This is a genomic window from Pacificoceanicola algae (assembly GCF_049341065.1).
In the GTDB taxonomy this organism is placed as follows: domain Bacteria; phylum Pseudomonadota; class Alphaproteobacteria; order Rhodobacterales; family Rhodobacteraceae; genus Pacificoceanicola.
The window spans coordinates 99378-121646 of sequence record NZ_JBMPIX010000001.1; the positions used below are offsets into that span (position 1 = coordinate 99378).

General features: G+C 60.9%; 21 protein-coding genes. 11 read left to right on the plus strand and 10 right to left on the minus strand.

Annotated elements, in window-relative coordinates; genetic code table 11:
- Positions 1-214 precede the first annotated feature (214 nt).
- The 4 genes from ftsZ (at position 215) to recN (ending at position 5635) form a co-directional block, all read left to right on the plus strand.
- Positions 215-1801, plus strand: coding sequence for a cell division protein FtsZ (gene ftsZ, locus ACOYQJ_RS00475; RefSeq protein WP_422904029.1), 1587 nt, complete (start codon positions 215-217; stop codon positions 1799-1801).
- Between the two features lie 229 nt (positions 1802-2030).
- On the plus strand, positions 2031-2963 hold the full coding sequence (gene lpxC / locus ACOYQJ_RS00480) for a UDP-3-O-acyl-N-acetylglucosamine deacetylase (RefSeq protein ID WP_422904030.1): 933 nt from the start codon (positions 2031-2033) through the stop codon (positions 2961-2963).
- Between the two features lie 132 nt (positions 2964-3095).
- Positions 3096-3947 (plus strand): outer membrane protein assembly factor BamD, encoded by an 852-nt coding sequence (locus tag ACOYQJ_RS00485; RefSeq protein ID WP_422904031.1) that lies wholly within the window; start codon positions 3096-3098, stop codon positions 3945-3947.
- Between the two features lie 35 nt (positions 3948-3982).
- Positions 3983-5635, plus strand: coding sequence for a DNA repair protein RecN (gene recN, locus ACOYQJ_RS00490; protein ID WP_422904032.1), 1653 nt, complete (start codon positions 3983-3985; stop codon positions 5633-5635).
- Here recN and ACOYQJ_RS00495 read toward each other — a convergent pair.
- Positions 5632-6006, minus strand: coding sequence for a hypothetical protein (locus ACOYQJ_RS00495; RefSeq protein WP_422904033.1), 375 nt, complete (start codon positions 6004-6006; stop codon positions 5632-5634). The two genes, recN and ACOYQJ_RS00495, sit on opposite strands and share 4 nt — an antisense overlap.
- A gap of 79 nt (positions 6007-6085) precedes the next feature.
- Between ACOYQJ_RS00495 and ACOYQJ_RS00500 the strand changes: the two genes are divergently transcribed.
- A complete protein-coding gene (locus tag ACOYQJ_RS00500) occupies positions 6086-6688 on the plus strand; it encodes a TetR/AcrR family transcriptional regulator (RefSeq protein ID WP_422904034.1) in 603 nt (200 codons plus the stop codon).
- Here the strand turns inward: ACOYQJ_RS00500 and ACOYQJ_RS00505 are convergent.
- A complete protein-coding gene (locus tag ACOYQJ_RS00505; RefSeq protein WP_422904035.1) occupies positions 6685-8058 on the minus strand; it encodes an FAD-binding oxidoreductase in 1374 nt (457 codons plus the stop codon). The two genes, ACOYQJ_RS00500 and ACOYQJ_RS00505, sit on opposite strands and share 4 nt — an antisense overlap.
- Before the next feature lie 141 nt (positions 8059-8199).
- On the opposite strand from ACOYQJ_RS00505, the gene ACOYQJ_RS00510 reads away from it, so the two are divergent.
- Positions 8200-9810: a chloride channel protein gene (locus ACOYQJ_RS00510; protein WP_422904036.1), complete on the plus strand. Its 1611-nt coding sequence runs from the start codon at positions 8200-8202 to the stop codon at positions 9808-9810.
- 52 nt (positions 9811-9862) lie between these two features.
- Here ACOYQJ_RS00510 and ACOYQJ_RS00515 read toward each other — a convergent pair whose 3' ends face one another.
- The 6 genes from ACOYQJ_RS00515 to cobS form a co-directional block, all read right to left on the minus strand.
- Entirely contained in the window at positions 9863-10204 is a 342-nt protein-coding gene (locus ACOYQJ_RS00515) for a DUF427 domain-containing protein (protein ID WP_422904037.1), read from the minus strand.
- Between the two features lie 70 nt (positions 10205-10274).
- Complete coding sequence (locus ACOYQJ_RS00520) at positions 10275-12047, minus strand: aminopeptidase P family protein (RefSeq protein ID WP_422904038.1); 1773 nt, start codon at positions 12045-12047, stop codon at positions 10275-10277.
- 202 nt (positions 12048-12249) lie between these two features.
- Positions 12250-14127 carry a cobaltochelatase subunit CobT gene (cobT, locus tag ACOYQJ_RS00525; RefSeq protein ID WP_422904039.1) on the minus strand — a complete coding sequence of 626 codons (1878 nt, stop codon included), beginning with the start codon at positions 14125-14127 and terminating at the stop codon, positions 12250-12252.
- Between the two features lie 45 nt (positions 14128-14172).
- Positions 14173-14571, minus strand: coding sequence for a hypothetical protein (locus tag ACOYQJ_RS00530; RefSeq protein ID WP_422904040.1), 399 nt, complete (start codon positions 14569-14571; stop codon positions 14173-14175).
- Positions 14572-14674: 103 nt separating this feature from the next.
- Positions 14675-15139 (minus strand): hypothetical protein, encoded by a 465-nt coding sequence (locus tag ACOYQJ_RS00535; protein WP_422904041.1) that lies wholly within the window; start codon positions 15137-15139, stop codon positions 14675-14677.
- Positions 15140-15151: 12 nt separating this feature from the next.
- On the minus strand, positions 15152-16138 hold the full coding sequence (gene cobS, locus ACOYQJ_RS00540; RefSeq protein WP_422904042.1) for a cobaltochelatase subunit CobS: 987 nt from the start codon (positions 16136-16138) through the stop codon (positions 15152-15154).
- Between the two features lie 95 nt (positions 16139-16233).
- Between cobS and ACOYQJ_RS00545 the strand changes: the two genes are divergently transcribed.
- The 4 genes from ACOYQJ_RS00545 (at position 16234) to msrB (ending at position 18905) form a co-directional block, all read left to right on the plus strand.
- Positions 16234-16785: a sigma-70 family RNA polymerase sigma factor gene (locus tag ACOYQJ_RS00545; protein ID WP_422904431.1), complete on the plus strand. Its 552-nt coding sequence runs from the start codon at positions 16234-16236 to the stop codon at positions 16783-16785.
- Positions 16782-17480, plus strand: a complete 699-nt coding sequence (locus ACOYQJ_RS00550) for an anti-sigma factor (protein ID WP_422904043.1) — start codon at positions 16782-16784, stop codon at positions 17478-17480. The genes ACOYQJ_RS00545 and ACOYQJ_RS00550 overlap by 4 nt, the downstream gene beginning before the upstream one ends.
- 186 nt (positions 17481-17666) lie before the next feature.
- The gene (locus ACOYQJ_RS00555) at positions 17667-18224 is read left to right on the plus strand and encodes a fasciclin domain-containing protein (protein WP_422904044.1); all 558 of its coding nucleotides are present in this window, start codon (positions 17667-17669) and stop codon (positions 18222-18224) included.
- Between the two features lie 210 nt (positions 18225-18434).
- Positions 18435-18905, plus strand: coding sequence for a peptide-methionine (R)-S-oxide reductase MsrB (gene msrB / locus ACOYQJ_RS00560; RefSeq protein ID WP_422904045.1), 471 nt, complete (start codon positions 18435-18437; stop codon positions 18903-18905).
- 236 nt (positions 18906-19141) lie between these two features.
- On the opposite strand, the gene ACOYQJ_RS00565 is transcribed toward msrB, so the two are convergent.
- Positions 19142-19765 carry a J domain-containing protein gene (locus tag ACOYQJ_RS00565; protein ID WP_422904046.1) on the minus strand — a complete coding sequence of 208 codons (624 nt, stop codon included), beginning with the start codon at positions 19763-19765 and terminating at the stop codon, positions 19142-19144.
- 74 nt (positions 19766-19839) lie between these two features.
- Here ACOYQJ_RS00565 and ACOYQJ_RS00570 point away from each other — a divergent pair, with 74 nt between their 5' ends.
- The gene (locus tag ACOYQJ_RS00570) at positions 19840-20100 is read left to right on the plus strand and encodes a BolA family protein (protein WP_422904047.1); all 261 of its coding nucleotides are present in this window, start codon (positions 19840-19842) and stop codon (positions 20098-20100) included.
- A gap of 641 nt (positions 20101-20741) precedes the next feature.
- On the opposite strand, the gene gatB is transcribed toward ACOYQJ_RS00570, so the two are convergent.
- On the minus strand, positions 20742-22256 hold the full coding sequence (gene gatB, locus ACOYQJ_RS00575) for an Asp-tRNA(Asn)/Glu-tRNA(Gln) amidotransferase subunit GatB (RefSeq protein WP_422904048.1): 1515 nt from the start codon (positions 22254-22256) through the stop codon (positions 20742-20744).
- Positions 22257-22269 lie beyond the last annotated feature (13 nt).

The window sequence follows — 22269 nt, forward strand, 5'->3', positions numbered from 1 at the left end:
CGCGACGATGCTTTGTGTTGTGTTGCCATCTCTTGGATACACATCATCTGCGCCTATCGGCGAAATACCGCGAAAAATGGCCTGAATTTGGCTATATTTGGTAGAAAAGTAGCGTTTTTCGCGTGACGTGGCCTTTGTCAGAGGGTAGGATCGACCGGAAAAGGTGTAGTTTAGAGACCCCGCAACAGGGGCATAAAGACAGGCGGACAGATCGATGACATTGAACCTTTCCATGCCCGGACAGGATGAACTCAAGCCTCGCATTACGGTGTTTGGTGTAGGCGGTGCTGGCGGCAACGCGGTCAACAACATGATCGAGAAAGAGCTGGAGGGCGTCGATTTCGTTGTTGCGAATACAGACGCTCAGGCGCTTCAGCAGAGCATGGCGGCCAATCGCGTACAGCTTGGTGTGAAAGTGACCGAAGGTCTGGGCGCAGGCGCCCGCGCGTCAGTGGGCGCTGCGGCAGCTGAGGAAAGCATCGAACAGATCGTTGACCATCTCGCGGGCGCACACATGTGCTTTATCACTGCGGGCATGGGCGGCGGCACCGGCACTGGCGCCGCGCCGATCATCGCGCAGGCCGCCCGTGAATTGGGTGTTCTGACCGTCGGCGTCGTGACCAAGCCTTTCCAGTTCGAAGGCGGCAAACGTATGAAGCAGGCCGAGGACGGCGTCGATGCGCTGCAACGGGTTGTCGACACGCTGATCATCATTCCGAACCAGAACCTGTTCCGTCTGGCCAACGAAAAGACCACCTTTACAGAAGCATTCTCGCTTGCCGATGACGTGCTGTATCAAGGTGTGAAGGGGGTGACCGACCTGATGGTGCGCCCGGGCCTGATCAACCTCGACTTTGCGGACGTTCGTGCCGTGATGGACGAGATGGGCAAAGCTATGATGGGTACCGGCGAAGCCGAGGGCGAAGATCGCGCCATCCAGGCCGCCGAAAAGGCCATCGCCAACCCGCTGCTGGACGAGATCAGCCTGAAGGGTGCCAAGGGTGTCCTGATCAACATCACCGGCGGACACGATCTGACCCTGTTCGAACTGGACGAAGCGGCCAACCGCATCCGCGAAGAGGTGGACAGCGACGCCAACATCATCGTCGGCTCGACCCTCGACGACGGCATGGCCGGTGTCATGCGCGTGTCGGTTGTTGCAACCGGCATCGACGCCACCGACGTGAATACCGAAATGCCGCTGCCGCGCCGCAGCCTTGCACAGCCCTTGCCGCAGCAGCATGTGGCCGAGCCTGCTCCGGCCCCGGCAGCAGAGGCGCCGCAACCGGTTGCTGCCCAGGCCCACGCGGAAGAGCAGTATGAAGCCGAAGAGCCGTCGCTGTTTTCGGACATGCGCCAGCCCGAACCCGAATATGAAGATGTGGCCGAGGATGATCTGCCGCCGCCGGCCTATCAGCCCCGCGTCGCTGATTTCCAGCCGCAACAGGACACGATCGAGGCCCAGCCCGAGGATTTCGTGGCTCCGCGCGCACCCGCACCGGGCACGCCCAGCCCCGAGGCGCTGGCCCGTTTGCGCCACGTCGCAGCGGCCCGCAGGCAGCCCCAGGCTGAGGCCGAGCCCGCTCCGACGGCAGAAGCAGACAAGCCGCGTTTCAGCGTGAATTCCTTGATCGGCCGCATGACGGGCCACGCGCAGGGCGGCGAACCCCCTGCACAGCCTGCACGCCGTCAGCAGCCGCCGGTTCAGGCACAGCGCCCGGCTCCGGTGCAGGACGTGGAACCCGATCCCGAGCAGGAAAAGATCGAAATTCCGGCCTTCCTGCGCCGACAGGCCAACTAAAACCTGTCAAGTTTCCTGCAAAGCGCCCCCGAATTCGGGGGCGCTTTTTCGTTTTAAAGCATTGGGTTGCTGGGCGTTTTTCAAATCTGCGCGGGGTTTCGCCTAGGGCGTTACAGCCATGTTTCACTTGGTTGCAAACTTTGATTTGAGCAAAAGCCCCGCTTTGCTTATCCACGTTTCAACAGGCGCATCCCGAGGGCGGGATTGCGTAGAGAAACAGGGGTAACCCGTGCAAACAACCATTCGCAGCGCAATCAGCTTTCATGGCGTCGGTCTGCATTCCGGCAAGCCAGCCAAGCTGACGATTCGTCCGGCAACGGCCGAATATGGAATCTGGTTCAAACGCACCGATATCTCTTTGGGTGATACCATGGTTCCGGCGCGCTATGACGCTGTTGAAACCTCGCCGCTTTGTACTTCTATCAAGAATGCGGCAGGCGTCGCAGTGTCCACCATCGAACATGTCATGGCGGCCTTGGCCGGTTGCGGTGTCCACAACGCATTGATCGAGATTGACGGACCGGAATGCCCGATCCTTGACGGGTCCTCGGCGCCATTCGTGCGCGGGATCATGTCGCGCGGCGTGCGTGAACTGGCGGCGCCGGTGCGTGCGATTGAAATCCTTCTGCCGGTTTCGGTGCATACGGCCAATGGTTGGGCGCGGCTGACACCGGGGCAGGGCAGCTCCATGTCTTTCCATATCGATTTTGCCGATGAAGCAATCGGCGTTCAGGAAAAGCGCCTGAACATGGCCAATGGCACCTTTGTCCGCGAACTGTGTGACAGCCGCACCTTCTGCCGCGCCGCAGATGTTGATGCGATGCGCGCAGCAGGCAAGGCGCTTGGCGGCACCTATGAGAACGCGGTTGTCGTCGATGGCGACAAGGTTCTGTCCCCGGGCGGTCTGCGTCACGAGGATGAGGCAGTGCGCCACAAGATGCTGGATGCGCTTGGCGATTTGTCGCTGGCAGGCGCGCCGATCATTGGCCATTACGAAGGCCACAAAGCCGGTCACGCCATCACCAACGCGCTGCTGCGCGAGGTGTTTGCGAATCCCGATGCCTTCCGTTTTGTGCTTTGCGATGATCGCATGGCCGCGCGGCTTCCGGGCGCCGGTGTCGAACGGCATGAAGTGCCTGCGATTACTTCAGCCGTTGCCTGATATCCCGTGCTCGACCTTCGGCACGATAAAACGCGCTTAAGACATTTTGCACCGGGATTTTCTGTGCTAAGCCACTGTCAAAGGCAGCCCGGAACGGGGCGGCCTCGATGTAGATCGAGGGGATAGTCTAGCATGGCAGCGGGCAGATCGCTTAAATTTGTGATCGTGGGGCTGGCGGTCCTGGCTTTGGCCGGGTGCGATGAACTGCGTCGTAAAGGTACTGCCCCCGGGGGCGGTTCGCTTGAAGGGTATACCCCCAAGCAGATCTTTGAGCGCGGTGAATACGAACTGTCGACCAAGGACAACGAAGAGGCTGCGCTTTTCTTCTCGGAAGTTGAGCGGCTGTACCCCTATTCGGAATGGGCCAAGCGTGCGCTGATCATGCAGGCCTTTGCTTATCATTCTGACCGCGATTACGAGAACAGCCGCGCTGCTGCGCAACGTTTCATCGATTTCTATCCGGCTGATGATGACGCCGCCTATGCGCAATACCTGTTGGCGCTGTCCTATTACGATCAGATCGAAGAAGTGGGCCGCGATCAGGGGCTGACCTTCCAGGCGCTTCAGGCCCTGCGCACGGTGATCGAGCGCTATCCCGACAGCGAATACGCGCGCTCGTCGATTCTGAAATTCGATCTGGCCTTTGACCATCTGGCGGGCAAGGAAATGGAAATCGGGCGCTACTACCTGCGCCGCGATCATTACACCTCGGCGATCAACCGATTCCGCGTTGTGGTCGAGGACTTCCAGACCACCACCCATACACCCGAAGCCCTGCATCGTCTGGTCGAGGCGTACCTGTCACTGGGCCTTGTCGAAGAGGCGCAGACCGCTGGCGCCATTCTTGGCTACAACTACCAGTCCACGGAGTGGTACGAGGACAGCTATAAGCTGCTGACGGGTCAAGGCCTCGAGATGAAGATGTTCGGCGACAGCTGGTTGTCCAAGATTTACCGCCAGATGATCAAGGGTGAGTGGCTGTAACGGTGCGTTTCAGGACGCGCCCTACGGGGTGAACCATGCTTCGGGCTCTTGAAATCCGCGATATGCTGATCATTGACCGGCTGGACTTGGCGTTTCAGCCGGGGCTGAACGTGCTGACTGGGGAAACCGGGGCGGGCAAATCCATCCTTCTGGATTCGCTGGGATTCGTACTGGGGTGGCGCGGGCGGGCCGAACTGGTGCGCAGCGGCGCGGCGCAGGGTGAAGTGACCGCTGTCTTTGAATTGCCAGCCGCCCACGCGGCCCGCGCTGTTCTGGACGAAGCAGGGCTGCCCGGCGGCGATGAGCTGATCCTGCGCCGGGTCAATACAGCGGATGGGCGCAAAACCGGCTGGGTCAACGACCGCCGTGTTTCGGGTGAAGTGCTGCGGCGGCTGTCGGAAACCCTTGTGGAACTGCACGGCCAGCATGACGATCGCGGGCTGCTGGATCCGAAGGGGCATCGCGACATTCTGGACAGCTATGGCGCTTTGGATGGGGTTGTGGTGCCGGTCCGCGCCGCATGGCGCGCTCGTGCAGAGGCGCGCAAAGCGCTTGAGGCCGCGAAGGCAGCGCTCAAAGAGGTTCAGGCCGAAGAAGACTTCCTGCGCCACGCCGTGGACGAGTTGACCAAGCTTGACCCGCAGCCCGGCGAAGAGGCGGAGTTGGACAGCCGTCGCCGCATGATGCAGGCCGCTGAAAAGATTCGGGAAGACATTGCGCAGGCTTCATCTGCCCTTGGCTACGAGGGCGCAGAGGGGGCGATGTCTGGTGCCTTGCGCTGGCTCGAAGGCGCGTCGGACAAGGCAGAGGGGCGGCTTGATGCGCCAATCAGCGCGCTGACCCGCGCCATGGCCGAATTGGACGAGGCCGCGCGCGGCGTGGCGGATTGTCTTGATGCGTTGGAGTTCAACCCGGCGGATCTGGACGACGCCGAAGAACGGCTTTTTGCCATTCGCGGGCTGGCGCGCAAACATCAGGTTATGCCGGATGACCTGGCCGCGCTGACGGCCACCCTGTCCGACCGGCTTGCCGCACTGGATGCCGGCGAGGCGCGGATTGCGGAGCTGGGCGCCGCCGTGCGGCAGGCCGATCAGGCCTATGACGATGCGGCGGCCAAACTGACCGAGGCGCGCCGAAAGGCGGCCGCGCGGCTGGACAAGGCGGTATCCGAAGAACTCGCCCCGCTCAAGATGGAGCGCGCCCAGTTCAGCACTGAAATCGCTGTGACGCCGGCAGGCCCGGAGGGCGTGGACACGGTGCAATTTACCGTTGCGACCAACCCCGGCGCGCCGTCGGGGCCGTTGAACAAGATCGCCTCGGGCGGGGAACTCAGCCGGTTCTTGCTGGCGCTCAAGGTCTGCCTGTCGGAAGAGCAGGGTAGCGGCGTCACCATGATCTTTGACGAGATTGACCGCGGCGTCGGTGGCGCGACGGCCAATGCGGTGGGCCGAAGGCTCAAAGCGCTTTCCGAAGGTGGACAGGTGCTGGTTGTCACACACAGCCCGCAGGTTGCGGCGCTTGGCGGGCATCACTGGCGGGTGGAAAAGCGCGTGACCGGGCAGATGACCACATCGACCGTAACACCACTGGGGGCCGACGATCGCGAGGGTGAAATCGCCCGGATGTTGGCAGGCGACACCGTCACAGACGAGGCCCGCGCCGCGGCGCGGGCGCTCTTGGCCGGTTAGGCCGGAACCGGACGCGCCTTGCTGCGCGCGGGCATGATCTGAACGAAAATCGTGAGAATGCTGGCCTGAGCGGTCAGAATGGCGGGCCAGATCGCTGGAAAGGCCGGGTCGACATATTTCTGCGGTCCGAATGAGATCAGCGCGAAGACTGCCGCCAGTCCTGCCAAAGCGCGGGCGGGCAGTGCGCTTTCGGCCATGTTCCATGCCGCTATGCACACGGCAATGGCGGCGGCCAGCATCGGTCCCATGGCGGCGATTGGGGTGGAGGCTGGCGGATGCGGCGGCACGCCAGCCAGCAGCGTGGACAACATGATCACCTGAAGGATGGCCAGTGTGGCGACAGCGGCGCGCAGCGGGCGGGGGTCTGACATTTCAATTCCTTTCAAAAGCGTAACTTCGTGTACGCATTGACATATCCGTAACTATGTGTACGGTTCACGTCAAGGGTGAATGAGTGACAGGACCGACATGCGGGCAGAAGCACGAGAAGAACGAGAGAGGCAGATCGCCGAGGCGGCCTATTCGCTTTTGGCGGAAAAGGGCTTTGGCGGGGTGTCGATGTTGGCGGTGGCCAAGCGGGCCAAGGCGTCAAACGAAACGCTTTACCGCTGGTACGGCGACAAACCCGGTCTGTTCCGCGCCTTGATTGACCGCAATGCTGCGCGGGTGGCTGATCAATTGGAACAGGCCATAACCGAGGGGCAGGGCGATTTGGTGGCGCTTGGCTGCGCCTTGCTTGAGATGCTGCTCAGCCCTCAGGCCATTGCGCTGAACCGGGCGGCGGCGTCGGATGCCAGCGACAGCCTTGGGATTGTTCTGGCCGAATCCGGGCGCGGCCGGGTGTTTCCTTTGATCGCGGCGCTGTTTCAGCAGCGTCTTGGGGAGGGCACGGCGCCCGCGACTGCCGATAAAAGCGCGGCGCTTTGGGTCGATCTTCTGGTCGGGGATTGGCAAATCCGTTGTGCGACGGGTGCGATGGCCCGCCCGGACACCGCCGCACGCAAGGCCCGCGCGGAACGGGCAGCGACGCTGATCGATAGGCTGCCGCTTTAAGTGCCGCGCACCAGTTTGCCCGGATTCATGATATTCTGAGGGTCCAGCGCCTGTTTGATCTGGCCCATGACATCCCAGGCCTCGCCGTGCTCGGCTTCCATCAACCCGGTCTTGCCCATGCCGATACCATGTTCCCCGGTACAGGTTCCGCCAAGTTGAAGCGCCCGCTGACCCATGCGATGCGACAGAGCCTTGGCCGCTTCCAGCTGGTCGGGGCGGTCCGGGTCAATCAGCAGGATCGCGTGGAAATTTCCGTCGCCCACGTGACCAAGGATCGGGCCCGAGATGGGAGAGGCGGCTATATCGTGCTGGGTTTCCTCGACCGCTTGGGCCAGCCGCGAGATTGGAACGCAGATGTCTGTGACCACCGCCCGCGCGCCTTTGCGCGAGGCGAGGATGGCGTAATAACCGTTGTGCCGCATAGCCCAAAGGGCGCGGCGCTCTTCCTCGCGGGCGGACCATTGGAAGGCCGAGCCACCATGGTCGGCAACGATCTCCGCAAAGCGTTCGGCGTCCTCGGCGACGCTGCTTTCCGAGCCGTGGAATTCCACCATCAAGTGCGGCGCTTGGGCCATATCCGTACCCGCATAGGCGTTGAAGGCGCGTGCGGTATCGGCGCAGGCAAACTCGATCCGCGCCATGGGAATGCCCATCTGGATGGTTTCCTGCACGGCGGCCACTGCGCTGCCCATGTCCGGAAAAGAGCAAATGCCCGCGCTTGTCGCTTCGGGGATGCCATGCAAACGCAGGGACAATTCGGTCACGAGGCCCAGCGTGCCTTCGGAGCCGACGAACAGCGCCGTCAGATCATAACCTGCCGCGCTTTTGCGCGCCCGCGTTCCGGTGTGGATCCGTCGACCGTCGGCCAAGATCGCGTGCAGCCCCAGAACATTGTCGCGCATCGAGCCATAGCGCACCGTCGTCGTCCCCGAAGCCCGGGTCATCGCCATGCCGCCCAGCGTCGCATTGGCACCCGGATCGACCGGAAAGAACAGGCCCGTGGCGCGCAGTTCTTCGTTCAGGGCCTCGCGGGTGACGCCGGGCTGAACGGTCACGTCCATGTCGGCGGGGCGGATTTCCAGCACCTTGTTCATGCGGCTGAAATCAACCACCACGCCGCCGCGCACCGCCAAGCCGTGGCCTTCCAGTGAGGTGCCCGCCCCCCAGCCGACCACTGGTATCGCATGTTGCGCGCAGATCTGCACGATGCGACGAACTTCGCTGGCGTTTTCGGGATAGGCGACGGCATCGGGCGGCGTCATCGGAAAATAGCTTTCAGAGCGGCCGTGTTGCTCCAGATCAGACTTGGAACGCGACAAGCGTTCGCCTAGGACTTGGGTCAGATCTTCTAGTGCCTGCGCGATTTGCATAGGGCTCTCCGAAAAGTGTTAACGTACCTTAACGATGAGCGGTGCGGGGGGGAAGTCGCTGGATAAGGGGACGTGCATTTGTGGGGTTTTGTAAAAAAGCAGGCGGGTCTTGGGGCACTCAATTTTGCCCGGACCTGGGATATGCTGCGGCACAAGGGACCGTCACAGATCCAGTTCTGGTTCATCGCGCTGGGGCTTGGGGTTGCTTCGGGATTTGCCGCCATCTTGTTTCGTTGGGCGATCGAGGGCATTCAGGCCTCGGTCTATGGCACGCGCAACGTCAATGCGCTGCACAGCTTTGCCGAGACACTGCCGTGGTACTGGGTGATGCTGATCCCGGCGCTGGGTGGGATCGCTGTCGGAGTGATTCTGCAGAAATTCACTCCGGATGGGCGGGTACGGTCGGTTGCTGATGTGATCGAGGGGGCGGCGCTGAATGATGGCCGGGTAGAGAAGAAGGCCGGTATCGCCTCGGCCTTGTGCTCTTTGATAACGCTTTCGACTGGCGGCAGCACGGGGCGCGAAGGGCCGGTTGTCCATATCGCGTCGATGTTTGCCAGTTGGATCGCCAATGCGCTGCGCGTTGATGGCATCACCGGACGCGATATGCTGGGTTGCGCGGTGGCGGCGGCGGTGTCGGCCAGTTTCAACGCCCCGATCGCCGGGGCCTTGTTCGCGCTTGAGGTTGTTTTGCGCCACTTTGCCTTGCACGCCTTCGCCCCTATCGTCGTGGCCAGCGCTGCGGGAACCGTGATCAACCGGCTGTTTTACGGCGATGTGACCGAATTTGTCCTGCCCGGGACCACGACGGTCGAATTCTATCTCGAACTGCCTGCGTTTTTTATACTTGGTCTGGTTTGCGGATTGGTCGCGGTGATCCTGATGCGGGCGATCTTTTTCGCGGATGATTTCGAAAGCGCATTGCAAAGCCGCCTTGGCCTGCCGCGTTGGCTGCGTCCTGCGGTGGCAGGGCTGCTGCTGGGGGCTTTGGCGATCAAGTTCCCGCATATCATCGGTGTGGGCTACGAAACCACCTCGCGCGCGCTGTCGGGCAATTTGCTGCTGCAGCAGGCTTTCATCTTTGCGGTGTTGAAAGTTCTGGCGGTGGCCATCACCATGGCCGGGCGCATGGGCGGCGGGGTGTTTTCACCCTCGCTGATGCTGGGGGCTTTGACCGGGCTGGTCTTTGGCCATATCGCCACCGGGCTGTTCCCCGAGGCGTCCTCGGCCTTTACCCTTTACGCCTTGGCGGGGATGGGGGCCGTGGCGGCGGCGGTTCTTGGGGCGCCGATCTCCACCACGTTGATCGTGTTCGAACTTACGGGCGACTGGCAAACCGGGCTGGCGGTGATGGTCTCGGTCTCCATGTCGACAGCGCTGGCGTCGCGGCTGGTGGACCGATCTTTCTTCCTGTCTCAGCTTGAGCGTCGCAACGTCCATCTTGCGGCTGGGCCTCAGGCCTATCTGCTGGCGATGTTCCGGGTGCAGGGCGTCATGCGCAAACCTCAGGACGAAGGCGCCGCCGATGAAGAGGTCTGCACCAATATGATCGAACAGGGGCTTTACGTGCTGGCCTCGGCCACGTTGGAGACCGCGCTGCCGCGGTTTGACAAATCCGGCGTGGCATTCCTGCCGGTTGTCACGTTGTCAGAGACAGGCGAGCCAGTTTTGCAAGGGGCGCTGTTCCATGTGGATGCGCTCAAGGCCTATAACCGCGCCTTGGCGGCGACGGCGGCGGAAGAGCATTCGTAAATCCGGCGCAGGGGCGGCCCAAAGTGTTTGCCGACCCGTCGCCGTATGAAAGTCAGACGCGTTCGACCGCGACGCCGTCCTGCACGTAGAACGCCAGATGATCCTTGATGGCGGCCACCGCTTCCTTGGGGGACTCGTAAGACCAGACCGCGTTCTCGTAGGTCTTTGACTTGGACATGATCGAAAAATACGATGCCTGACCTTTGTGCGGGCAGCTGGTTTTGTGATCCGTAGCATCAAGGAAGGCCATGGCGATGTCTTCGCGAGGGAAATAGATGACAAAGGGCATTTCGCCCTCGGACAGCTCCAGCGCGCGGGAACTTTCGCCAATGACGGCGCCGCCGGCGCGAACAACCCAGGTGCCTTCCGCCGGTGTGATAGTGATATTCGTCATGTCTTATCCCCCTGTCTTGTTGTGAGTAACTCTCGCGTCTGAGTGACACGGGTTTTGTAACGATCCTGCATCAAATACTCTGACAGGCCTGCGACAACCACCCCCCTGCGACATCATCGACCAAGGGGGCCACCTGCTCCAGCACCTCGGCGTGATAGGCGTTCAGCCAGTTCCTCTCGGTCTCGGTCAGTAATTCCGTCAGGATAAGACGGCGGTCGATCGGCACCCATGTCAGCGTTTCAAAGCGCAGCATCTGCGGCACAGTCTGGCCGGGCAGGTCAGGGGCCTCTTCGACAACAATCAGGTTTTCGATCCGGATGCCATAGGCGCCCTCGCGGTAAAAACCCGGCTCATTCGACAGGATCATGCCCGGTTCGAAGGGCACGGTACCGGCGCGGCTGATCCGCGCGGGGCCTTCATGCACCGACAGGTAGGATCCCACGCCATGCCCGGTGCCGTGGCCGTAGTCGAGCCCCGCTTGCCAAAGCGCGGCGCGGGCGAAGGGATCAATGTCGCGCCCGGCCAACCCCTTGGGAAAGCGCAGGCCCGAGATGGCAATCATGCCTTTGAGCACGCGGGTGAAGGCCTCGGCCTCTTCCCGGCCGACCGCGCCAATGGCCAAAGTTCGGGTGATATCCGTGGTGCCATCGACATATTGCCCGCCGCTGTCCACCAGCAACAACTCGCCCTCTTTCAAAGGGCGGTCAGTCGCCTCGGTCACGCGGTAATGCACGATGGCGCCGTTCGGTCCGCTGCCCGAGATCGTCTCGAAGCTGATGTCGCGCAGGGCGTTGGTGGCGCGGCGCTCTTCCTCAAGCCGTTTGACCACCGAGATTTCCGTCAGATCCCCCGGCGCCTCGGCATCGAGCCAGGCCAGAAAGCGCACCATGGCGGCGGCATCGCGCAGATGCGCGGCGCGGGTTCCGTCAAGCTCTACCGCGTTCTTGCACGCCTTGGGCAGAAGGCAGGGATCGTCAGCCTCGATCAGATCGCGGCCCTCCAGTGCCTTGGCAACGGCCACGGGGCAGGTGCCGGGGTCGATCTGCACAGGCCCCTCAAGCGCGGCCAGAGCTTCCTCGAAGGCCTCGGGCGCAGCAAGGGTCACCCTCGGGCCAAAGTGTTCGTGCACCCCTTCCAGCTTGCCCGCATCCATGAACAATGTGACGCGAGCATCGCTGTGCAGCAAGGCAAAGCCATGCGGGACCGGGTTGCGCGGAATGTCACTGCCGCGAATGTTCAGCAACCAGGCGATGGAATCGGGCAGGGTGATCACCGCCACCTTCGCCGCGCCGAGCCCGGCGGCCAGACGCGCGATCTTATCCTCATGCGGCTCGCCCGACAGGGTGACGGGCTGGGCAAAAACCGCGCCCATGGGCGGCGCGGGCTGATCCTGCCAGATTGCATCCACCAAATTGCGACAAGGGCGCAGGTCATGCTCCAGTTTGCCCTCAAGCCCACGCAATTGGTCCACCGACAATAGCCATGGGTCAAAGCTAACGACGCCCTTTGGCAAAGCCGCGCCAATCCAGTCCGCCAAAGACGTTTCGGGCCAGTCCACTTTTTCAAAGCTGGGCGCGACCTGCGCCTTGACCTGCACGCGATAGCGCCCATCGACAAAAACCGCTGCCCGATCAGCCAAAGCCACGCACCACCCGGCCGAGCCGGTGAACCCGGTCAGCCATGCCAGCCGTTCGTCCCGCGGCGCCACATACTCGCCCTGATGCGCGTCTGACCGTGGCACGATAAAGCCATCAACACCTTCCGCCAGCATCGCTTCGCGCAGCGCTTTCAACCGAACGGGCCCCTGTTCAGGCGAGGCAGTGTCTTGGAATGTCTGGAACATGTGGCCCTCTTGAAATGACTTTCCGCAGCATAGTTAGCGTTTTCGGTGACGCGTACCAGCAGGCCGCCGAAACTTGCACAAATTAGTTCAGCGCTGGCCGATCAATGAATCAGATCACGTATCAGGCGCGGCGGAAAAGGTTTCGCTGCCGCACTGTCAGCACGAGCGATCCGCAAACTCAGGTCCGTACATTGTGACTGGCTCAAGCGTAGCGCTTGATCCCCATCACACGCGCGCGGGCCCGTGGATCACTGTCAAACAGAGACGCCAGTTGCTCGGTCATCGCGCCCGCCAGTTGCTCGACATCTGTGATGGTCACAGCGCGGTCATAATAACGGGTCACGTCATGGCCGATGCCGATGGCCAACAGTTCGACCTGCCGACGTTTTTCCACCATGGCGATGACATCGCGCAGATGTTTTTCAAGGTAATTCGCCGGGTTCACCGAAAGCGTGGAATCGTCCACCGGCGCGCCGTCGGAGATCACCATCAGGATCTTGCGGGCCTCGGGCCGTCCAACCATCCGGCGGTGCGCCCATTCGAGCGCTTCGCCGTCGATGTTTTCCTTCAACAGCCCCTCTTTCATCATCAAGCCCAAGTTGGCGCGCGTCCGGCGCCAAGGCGCGTCGGCCCCCTTGTAGATGATGTGGCGCAGATCGTTCAGGCGCCCGGGTTGCTGTTCGCGACCGGCATTCAACCATGTCTCGCGCGCTTGGCCACCCTTCCAGGCCCGGGTGGTAAAGCCCAGGATCTCGACCTTGACGTTGCAGCGTTCGAGCGTGCGGGCCAGAACATCGGCGCAGATCGCCGCGATGGAAATCGGCCGCCCGCGCATGGACCCTGAATTGTCCAGCAGCAGCGTCACCACCGTATCGCGGAACTCGGTGTCCTTTTCGACCTTGAAGCTGAGCGGCGTTGTCGGGTTGGCGACGACGCGCGCAAGTCGCCCGGCGTCGAGAATGCCCTCTTCAAGATCAAACTCCCAAGACCTGTTCTGCTGCGCCTGAAGGCGACGTTGCAGTTTGTTCGCCAGCCGGGACACCGCGCCTTTGAGCGGCTCAAGCTGCTGGTCCAGATAGGCGCGCAAGCGTTCCAGTTCGACCGTTTCGGCCAGATCTTCGGCCAGAATCTCTTCATCGAAATCCGTACAGTACACCTTGTAGTCCGGGTCCGCCTCGGAGAAGGGCGCGGGCGGTGGCGGATCAAGCGGGGCCTCGCCTTCGGGCATCTCGGCTTCGTCACCAAGCTCCTGATCGGCGGCCTCGTCCATCGAAACCTGCGCCTGAGACGGGTCCATCGTCTCTTCCTGCGATTGCTCGGGCGAGGCGTCGGCCTCTTCGCCTTCATCCTCGTCGTTGCCGTTGCTGTCGGGCTGTTCCTCTTGTTCGTCGTCCTGCTGGCCATCGTCCTCGGACTCGTCGTCCAACTGGTCGGGGTCGTCCCCCAACTGATCGCCGTAACCCAGATCCGAGATCATTCTGCGGGCCAATTTGGCAAAGGCGGATTGGTCGCTCAGCACCTCGTCGAGGTTTTCCAGCGTGCCGCCGGCCTGTTTCTCCATGAAGTCGCGCCAGAGGTTCATCACATTGGCGGCGTCAGGCGGCAGGTCACGGCCCGTTGCCAGATGGCGGATCAGATAGCCCGCGGCGACCGGCAGCGGCGCTTCGTTCATGTCGCCGATCTGGCCATAGCCGCGGCGCGCGGCTTCGTGACCGATCTTGGCGTCGATGTTGCCGGCTGTGCCGGGCATGTCGCGCGCGCCCATGGCTTCGCAGCGGGCGGTTTCCATCGACTCATACAGCTCGCGTGCCATATCGCCCGGAGGGGCATAGCGAGCGTGTGTGGTATTGTCGTGATAGCGGCGGTGCAGCGCCAGGGCATCAGCGGTTCCGCGTGCCAAAAGCACCTCTTCGCGGGTCATCCGGCGCGAGACCTGCGGCAGGCGCATGGCATCGCCCGACACCCCGGACGGGTCGACCGTGTAGCTGACCGTCAGATCGGGGTCATCGGCCATGACCTTGGTCGCTTCGGCGAGGGCCTTTTTGAAAGGGTCTGCGGGGTTGTCGTTTTGCTGTGCCATGGGGTCAGGTTTCCCCTTTTGGCGCGCAATTGGCAAGAGGGCGCGTCAGCCCAATAGCATTGAATTACAGGTGCCGATCTCGCGCTCTGCGATGCGCGCGGCATAGCGCTTGCGTCGTTCATCGGTTTGGAATGTCGCGGTTTGCAGCAGGCGGGCCTGAGCGAACTTGGCCTCGATCCGCATGTTCAGTACCTGCGCACTGGTCAATCCGGCGCGGCGGGCGTCCGGCAAAACCGCCTCAACCAGCGATTCAAACAATTTGCGCTGGCCTTGCGCCTGATCGCCAGAGCGCCCCATCAACCACTCGTGTTCCATCGTGGCCGAGACGCGCCCAAGGCATGTGGCGAAAAACCGGATCTGTTCCGCAGCGTCACTGGTCATGGCCGGGGCAGGCTGCGCGAGCCCCGCAAAGACCAAGATCAGGCCGAAAAGATATGTTTTCAAACCGCCCATAAATTAGACGATACATGAAAAACCCTGCATTCCTATGAAGCGAAACGAAAACAATCCTGAAAAGTGTCTCGAAATCCACGCGCCGCGGCAAACCTCAGCGGTTGTACATCATCTCGTCATTTTTCGACGGTTCGGGTTTTTCCGGCACGCCCAGCTTGGCCAGTCGATTGCGGCAATCCATGATCTGATTTGTCAGAACAACGCGCGCGTTGTCCGATGTGTCTGGTTGATCCAGATGGCGGAGAATGTTGTAGAACTGGATGCGCGCCTGAAAGCCCAGCTCGAAATCCTGATCGCCGCGCTGGTCGCTGTAGAACCGGATGCGCTGGTAAAAGCCGTCACGCTCAGCCGCGAGGCGTTCGGGATTGGGCAAAAGCCCCTCGACATCCTCTTCCAGCGCGACTTTCAGGAATTCGTAACAGAAATTGTCGGCGCTATAGCCCTGCAACGGGCCCGGCTTATCCTTGGGCGCAGCCACTTGGGGCCGGTTCCATAGAAAGACCCCGGCCACCAGCAACAGCATACCGATCCCGGCCAGCCGAACCCAGGCTTTCTGCAAAGGAGGAATGGCTTAGCCCAGAGACAGGCTGGCCGCGCTTTCGGGCAGCTCTTCGTCAAAGCAACGCTGGTAGAACTCGGCCACGGTCTGGCGCTCAAGCTCGTCGCATTTGTTGAGGAAGGACAAGCGGAAGGCATAGCCAACATCGCGGAAAATCTCGGCGTTCTGTGCCCATGCGATCACGGTCCGCGGAGACATCACCGTCGACAACTCGCCGTTCATGAAGGCGCGGCGGGAGAAATCAGCCACGGTAACCATCTGACGGATGGTCTTGCGGCCTTTTTCATTGTTGTAGTGCGGCGCCTTGGACAGAACGATCGAGGTTTCGGCGTCGATCGACAGATAGTTCAGCGTTGCCACCAGCGACCAGCGGTCCATCTGACCTTGGTTGATCTGCTGGGTGCCGTGATAAAGGCCCGTGGTGTCGCCCAGACCAACCGTGTTGGCCGTGGCGAAGATACGGAAATACTTGTGCGGGGTGATGACCTCGTTCTGGTCCAGCAAGGTCAGTTTGCCGTCGGTTTCCAGCACGCGCTGGATCACGAACATCACGTCGGCGCGGCCTGCATCGTATTCGTCAAAGACAATCGCGGTCGGGTTGCGCAGCGCCCAGGGCAGGATGCCTTCCTGAAACTGGGTGACCTGCTTGCCATCGACCAGTTTGATCGCGTCCTTGCCGATCAGGTCGATCCGGCTGATATGGCTGTCGAGGTTCACCCGGACCGCGGGCCAGTTCAGGCGCGCAGCGACCTGTTCGATATGGGTCGATTTGCCGGTGCCGTGATAACCCTGAATCATCACGCGGCGGTTGTTGCGGAACCCCGCGAGGATCGCCAGCGTGGTGTCCGGATCAAACTTGTAGGTGCTGTCGAGGTCGGGCACACGGTCGGTTGCGTCGGGGAAGCCGTGCACAACCATATCGGTATCGATGCCAAAGACTTCACGAACCGAGATCTCTTCGGTCGGTTTCGCGTTGATATCGATCTCACCATTGGCCATTGTTGGTCCGTCCTCTTTCTCGCGGCGCCGCATGTTTGGTCCCGTGGTGCACCAAATCAATGGGAGGGGCAAGAGGTAGCGACAGTTTCAAGGCCATGACACCGCAAGAGGAAATAGAAGAGCTGATCGCGCGCGTCGCCATGGGCGACAGAAAAGCCTTTCAAAGGCTGTATGAACGCACGTCGGCGAAACTTTTTGGCGTCTGCCTGCGTGTGTTGAAATCACAAGCTTTGGCCGAAGAGGTGTTGCAAGAGGTTTTCCTGCGCATCTGGAACCGCGCCGGGCAATACCGTGCCAATGGATACTCGCCGATGACCTGGCTGATCACAGTGACCCGAAATGCCGCCGTTGACCGGCTGCGCCAACTGGCGCGGCAGGGCCATGTGGCGGATGTGGATGATCTGGCCGGGCGTCTGGCCGATCCCGGCCCCGGCCCCGAAGCGCAGACCGTGGCGCGCGATGAGGCGCGTCTGCTGAATGAGTGTCTGGCCGAATTGCCGCCCAACCGCGCCGAGATGGTGCGCGGGGCCTATCTGGACGGGGCTTCCTACGCCGATCTGGCCGCCGCCACCGGGGTCAAGCTGAACACGGTGCGCACATGGCTGCGCCGCAGCCTGATGCAATTGCGGGAGTGTCTGAGCTCATGAGCGTGCAGGATGATACCGATCTTCCCGGCGGTTGGGAGGCCATGGCGGCAGAATACGTGCTGGGCCTGTTGTCCGAGGATGAGCGTGCCGCTTTCGAGGCGCAGATGGAGGCTGACCCGGAGCTTGAACAGGACGTTGCCGCCTGGGCAGAATATTTCGCCAGTTTCACCGACCCGCTTCAAGAGCAAGCCCCGCCGCCGCAGCTTTGGCGCCGGATCGAAGCACAGGCCTTGGGACGGGAAAAGCGGCAACCGCTGTGGCGCATGCTTTGGCCCTATATCGGCGGCGCGGTTGTTGGGGCGGCTGTTACCTGGGCTGTCTACACCTCGGGCATGCTGACCGATCAGACCGAGCCTCATCTTTACGCGGACCTCGTGGCGCAAGAGCAGGGGCTTGTTCTGTTGGCGCATTGGGCGCCGGACAGCGAAACCTTTATGTTGCGGCGCGACGTTGGCAGCTTTCCGACCCAGGCATCTTATGAAATCTGGGTGATCCCGGCTCCGGATGCCGCGCCGGTGTCGGTTGGACTGATGACCGAGGCCGGGTTGACCCAGATCCCTGTGCCCAATGCCCTGATCCCGATCATGCAGCCCGGCGCGACCGTGGCAATCTCGGAAGAGCCTTTGGGCGGCTCGCCAACCGGAGCACCGACCGGGCCGGTTCTGGCCACTGGGCCGCTGAGCATCCGCAGCTAAGCGTTTGGACCTAGGGGCGGCGCGCGCAAATGCGCACTGCGCTGCGCTGGTGTTTGGCTCTGATTGGCTCCTCACGGTCCTGTGAACATTTTCTTGAAATTCTTTGAAACTTCGTCGTCCGGCCCGCCGTGTCTGTTCTCGACCCAACCGAAAACGGTGGGGAAACCAGAACCAGGAGGATGAAGAATGATCCGTTTTGCAACTTTCGCCTATGCGGCCACCGCCGTTCTTGCCGCCACGGCGGCCTTTGCCCAAGCCAAGAACCCGATGGTCGGCGGTGCACCAATGTACGCCAACAAGACCATTGTCGAGAATGCCGTGAACTCCAAGGACCACGAGACACTGGTTGCCGCCGTCAAGCAGGCAGGCCTTGTGGACACGCTGAATTCGGAAGGGCCGTTCACCGTATTCGCCCCGACCGACCGCGCCTTTTCCAAGATCTCGGACGACAGCCTGAACCAGTTGATGATGGACGAACACAAGGCGCAACTGGCCAAGATTCTCGCCTGCCATGTGGTTGCAACCAGCGCCATGTCCGACGCCATTGCCGGGATGATCGCGGCGGATGGTGGAATGCACCCGGTGCCCACCGTGGGCGGCTGCACGCTTCAGGCCAAGATGGACGGCGATGACATCCTGCTGATCGACGAAAACGGCCGCGAGGCGAAAGTGACCATCGCCGACGTGCGTCAATCCAACGGTGTCATTCACGTGATCGACCGGGTTCTGTTGCCTGCCCAATAAGAGGCAGGGAAGCGGCGTCCCCAGTGCAACTCTGGCACCGCTGATCTGGCCGGGATCAACCCCCCTTGATAAACCCGGTCAGCCCTTTGCACCTTTGCGCTGTTGTGTTCTCAGTGTGTGACTGATCCCAAAGTGCTCGCGCAATTGTGCAAGGCCCCCGGCTTGCCCTCAGGGCGCCGGGGGCGCATTTTTCAAGGAAAGGAGTTTGTCATGAACCGCCGCAGATTTTTCTACAGTGCCAGCGCCGCAACCGCTGTGCTTGCCCTGACCCGGCCCGCAATGGCCGCCAGCAAATCCTTCGAAGTGACACGCACAAAAGCCGAGTGGAAAGCGATGCTGACCCCGCTGGAGTACAAGGTCATGCGCGAAGAAGGCACCGAACGTGCGTTTACTTCGCCGCTTAACGACAACAAGAAAGCCGGGACGTACCTGTGCAAAGGCTGCGATCTGCCGGTCTATTCCTCAGAGCACAAGTTCGACAGCGGCACAGGTTGGCCATCGTTCTACAAGGCCCTCGCGAATGGTATCGAGACCAAGCCCGACCGCTCCTTGTTCGGCGTGCGCACCGAATGCCATTGCCGCAGGTGCGGCTCGCACCTTGGTCATATCTTTGATGATGGCCCAAAGCCCACCGGCAAACGCCACTGCATCAACGGCGTCAGCCTGAAATTCTCTGCGTGATCGCGGTATAATTCGTTATCAACACTGGCTGAAACGGAAACGGACATCAGGCGTGTGATGAAGCACGTCTGATGTCCGTCGAGCACCCGTGAGTGGATTATCGTGTCCAGACCTGTAATTGATCTGCATCTTTCTTAAAGCTACTACAACCGTAGCTTGTACGTCCAGCGAAATATCACAATGTGTGAATTATTGCCGATGCCGCAGGGGGCGCATTGGCGCCCCCGCACGTCAAATCATTTGAAGCTTCGGCTGTCCTTGATCTGATCCCAAGCCCAGACCACTTGCTGCAACTGCTCTTCCTGAGAGCGGTCGCCGCCGTTCATGTCCGGATGCAGAACCTTGATCAGTTTTTTGTAGGCTTTGCGGATTTCGGCCTTGGTCATATGATCCTCGGCTTCAAGAATATCAATGGCTTTACGCTCGGTCGGCGGCAGTTTGCGCCCGCCACCTGCTTTGCGGCCCGGATTGCGCGTGGCATTGTTGCCCAGCACCTGGTGCGGATCCTCGATGCCCAGACGGGCCCAGGCCTTGGCCTCGGGGTCGCGCCATTCCTTGGTCTTGCGCTCCCAAACTTTATCGGCGCTTTCTTGCGCATTCATCTCGGCTTCGGTCTTGCCGTCAAAGAAGCTCCACTTAGAGTTGTATTCGCGCACATGGTCCTTACAGAACCAAAAAAAGTCGTCCAGCACGTCCGGTGCTTTGGGCGCGCGAAATTTGCCGGGTTCGTCACATCCATCATGGTCGCAGACGCGCGTCGAGGTTTCCTGTTCCCCCGACATGCTTCGGCGTCCGCGCGGGTTCTTTTTCTTCGCGGATTTGATCGACATGTCAAAACCGAAGGGGTCTGATCTGCTCATGGTCCACACCTTTTCGACTCGGAGGCCAGAGTGTAGACTAATCCCACCGAGTTTACAGGGGGCAGGGCGGAAAAATGTCGAAAGCTGATCACATTCAAGAACGCTTACATCAGGCCTTTGCCCCGGTGCACCTGGAGGTGCGCAATGACAGCGCCAAACATGCCGGTCACGCCGGGCACGACGGATCAGGCGAAAGCCATTTCCACGTCGAAATCCGGTCCAAGGCTTTCACAGGCCAGTCGCGCATCGCCCGCCACCGTGCGGTGCACAAGGCGCTTGGGCCGGATCTGGTGGCGTCCATCCACGCGCTGTCACTGGACATCGGAACGCCCTGAGGGCCCAGTCAGGCGAGGGCGCAGAAGCACGCGGTCAGCGATGTGGTGTCACCGAATTTGCCGGGTCAGGGCGGTTGTGTCGCGGCGCGCACCCTTGCCTTGTGTGACCATGTCATTTGGGTCATTCGCGTAACTCAAACGGCAAAATTCCGCGCTAAAAAAAGGGCGGGCCTTGCGGCCACGCCCTCTGTTTCTTTATAAAACAAACGGATTAAATCCCCCTGTCAAAATTTATTGTTGCACGCCCCGAAAATCTTGAGACAACCCGACCAATACTTTGCCGGTAACACTAAAGTAGCATCTCTTTTTAGTGGGTCGTAAGTCAAGTATTCCTTACTTTTTTGCAGTTCGCTTCTTGTGTCAGGAAACCATCTGTGGTGTATCTGGGCCGCGTGGCCGCAACATAAGGATAATGTTCCGGACCGCCTTGCTGCCAAGATAACAGGCAATCATCTTAAAAAAGCCGCATTGTCTTCCGGGTGATTCGCTCTTTGATCGCTCAACTCAAGCATAGGTTGAACGAGTGTAAACGCCGATTGACAAGGTGGTCAGGCTGATTATCACGCGGAATGAGCAATAACTTGCCGTAGGGTAAGTGGACATTATCCGCCCAGCTAAAACACCGAACGGCAAGCGCCGGGTCACAGACCCAGCTTTGCACTCACGATTTCATTGACCGCTTTCGGGTTGGCCTTGCCGCCGGTTGCCTTCATGACCTGACCAACGAACCAGCCCGCAAGCTTGGGGTTCGCTTTGGCCTTTTCGACCTGAGCGGGGTTGGCAGCGATGATCTCGTCCACCGCAGACTCGATCGCGCCGGTATCGGTGACCTGTTTCATGCCACGCTCTTCGACGATGGCTTCGGGGTCTCCGCCCTCTGTATAGACGATCTCGAACAGGTCCTTGGCAATCTTGCCGCTGATCGCATCGGACTTGATCAGCTTGACGATCCCAGCCAGTTGCGAAGGCGATACGGGGCTGTCGTCGATGGAGTGATCTTCCTTCTTCAGACGGCCAAAGAGTTCGTTGATCACCCAGTTGGCGGCAAGCTTGCCATCGCCCGCTTCACCTGCCACGGCCTCGAAATAGCTGGCGTTCGCCACTTCGGCGGTCAGCACCGAGGCGTCATATTCGGACAGCCCGAAGTCTTTGACAAAGCGCGCCTTTTTTTCATCGGGCAGTTCCGGCAGGCTGGCCTGAATATCGTCCACCCAAGCCTGCTCGATTTCGAGCGGCAGCAGGTCCGGATCGGGGAAATAGCGATAATCATGCGCCTCTTCCTTGGATCGCATCGACCGGGTTTCGTTCTTGTCGGCGTCGTACAGGCGAGTTTCCTGATCGATCGAACCGCCCGCTTCGAGAATGGCAATCTGGCGCTTGGCCTCATAATCAATTGCCATCTGGATAAAGCGCATGGAGTTCATGTTCTTGATCTCGCAGCGCGTCCCAAGATGCGAAAAGTCCTGCGTTTCCTGATACTTCTCGTACTGACCGGGGCGGCAGACCGAGACGTTCACGTCGGCGCGCATATTGCCGTTCTGCATGTTGCCGTCGCAGGTGCCAAGGTAACGCAGGATCTGGCGCAGTTTGGCGAGATAGGCGGCGGCCTCTTCGGGGCCACGAATGTCAGGGCGGGACACGATCTCCATCAGCGCAACACCGGTGCGGTTCAGGTCCACGAACGACAGGTTCGGGTCCATGTCGTGGATCGACTTGCCTGCGTCCTGTTCCACGTGGATGCGTTCGATACGCACCAGACGGGCGATCCCCGGTTCCATGTCGACGATCACTTCGCCTTCGCCCACCAGCGGGTGGTAAAGCTGGCTGATCTGATAGCCCTGCGGCAGGTCGGGATAGAAATAGTTCTTGCGGTCGAAGGCGGACTTCAAGTTGATCTCGGCTTTCAGGCCCAGACCGGTGCGCACCGCCTGTTCGATGCAGTATTCGTTGATGACGGGCAGCATGCCGGGCATGGCCGCGTCCACAAAGGCCACGTTCGAGTTCGGCTCGGCGCCGAATTTTGTCGAAGCGCCGGAGAACAACTTGGATTTGGAGGCCACCTGTGCGTGTACCTCCATGCCGATGACCAGTTCCCAATCATGCTTGGCTCCCGCGATGATCTTGGGTTTGGGGGACTCGAATGTCAGATCCAGCATGAGACGCTCCTTG

Coding starts and splice junctions, on each gene's coding strand:
- ACOYQJ_RS00500 (WP_422904034.1), top strand. CDS start 6,086: ATGAGTGACAGGACCGACATGCGGGCAGAAGCACGAGAAGAACGAGAG.
- recN (WP_422904032.1), top strand. CDS start 3,983: ATGCTTCGGGCTCTTGAAATCCGCGATATGCTGATCATTGACCGGCTG.
- ACOYQJ_RS00550 (WP_422904043.1), top strand. CDS start 16,782: ATGAGCGTGCAGGATGATACCGATCTTCCCGGCGGTTGGGAGGCCATG.
- ftsZ (WP_422904029.1), top strand. CDS start 215: ATGACATTGAACCTTTCCATGCCCGGACAGGATGAACTCAAGCCTCGC.
- ACOYQJ_RS00570 (WP_422904047.1), top strand. CDS start 19,840: ATGTCGAAAGCTGATCACATTCAAGAACGCTTACATCAGGCCTTTGCC.
- ACOYQJ_RS00520 (WP_422904038.1), bottom strand. CDS start 12,047: ATGTTCCAGACATTCCAAGACACTGCCTCGCCTGAACAGGGGCCCGTT.
- ACOYQJ_RS00555 (WP_422904044.1), top strand. CDS start 17,667: ATGATCCGTTTTGCAACTTTCGCCTATGCGGCCACCGCCGTTCTTGCC.
- ACOYQJ_RS00565 (WP_422904046.1), bottom strand. CDS start 19,765: ATGAGCAGATCAGACCCCTTCGGTTTTGACATGTCGATCAAATCCGCG.
- ACOYQJ_RS00515 (WP_422904037.1), bottom strand. CDS start 10,204: ATGACGAATATCACTATCACACCGGCGGAAGGCACCTGGGTTGTTCGC.
- cobS (WP_422904042.1), bottom strand. CDS start 16,138: ATGGCCAATGGTGAGATCGATATCAACGCGAAACCGACCGAAGAGATC.
- msrB (WP_422904045.1), top strand. CDS start 18,435: ATGAACCGCCGCAGATTTTTCTACAGTGCCAGCGCCGCAACCGCTGTG.
- ACOYQJ_RS00485 (WP_422904031.1), top strand. CDS start 3,096: ATGGCAGCGGGCAGATCGCTTAAATTTGTGATCGTGGGGCTGGCGGTC.
- cobT (WP_422904039.1), bottom strand. CDS start 14,127: ATGGCACAGCAAAACGACAACCCCGCAGACCCTTTCAAAAAGGCCCTC.
- ACOYQJ_RS00510 (WP_422904036.1), top strand. CDS start 8,200: ATGCTGCGGCACAAGGGACCGTCACAGATCCAGTTCTGGTTCATCGCG.
- gatB (WP_422904048.1), bottom strand. CDS start 22,256: ATGCTGGATCTGACATTCGAGTCCCCCAAACCCAAGATCATCGCGGGA.
- ACOYQJ_RS00505 (WP_422904035.1), bottom strand. CDS start 8,058: ATGCAAATCGCGCAGGCACTAGAAGATCTGACCCAAGTCCTAGGCGAA.
- ACOYQJ_RS00495 (WP_422904033.1), bottom strand. CDS start 6,006: ATGTCAGACCCCCGCCCGCTGCGCGCCGCTGTCGCCACACTGGCCATC.
- ACOYQJ_RS00545 (WP_422904431.1), top strand. CDS start 16,234: ATGACACCGCAAGAGGAAATAGAAGAGCTGATCGCGCGCGTCGCCATG.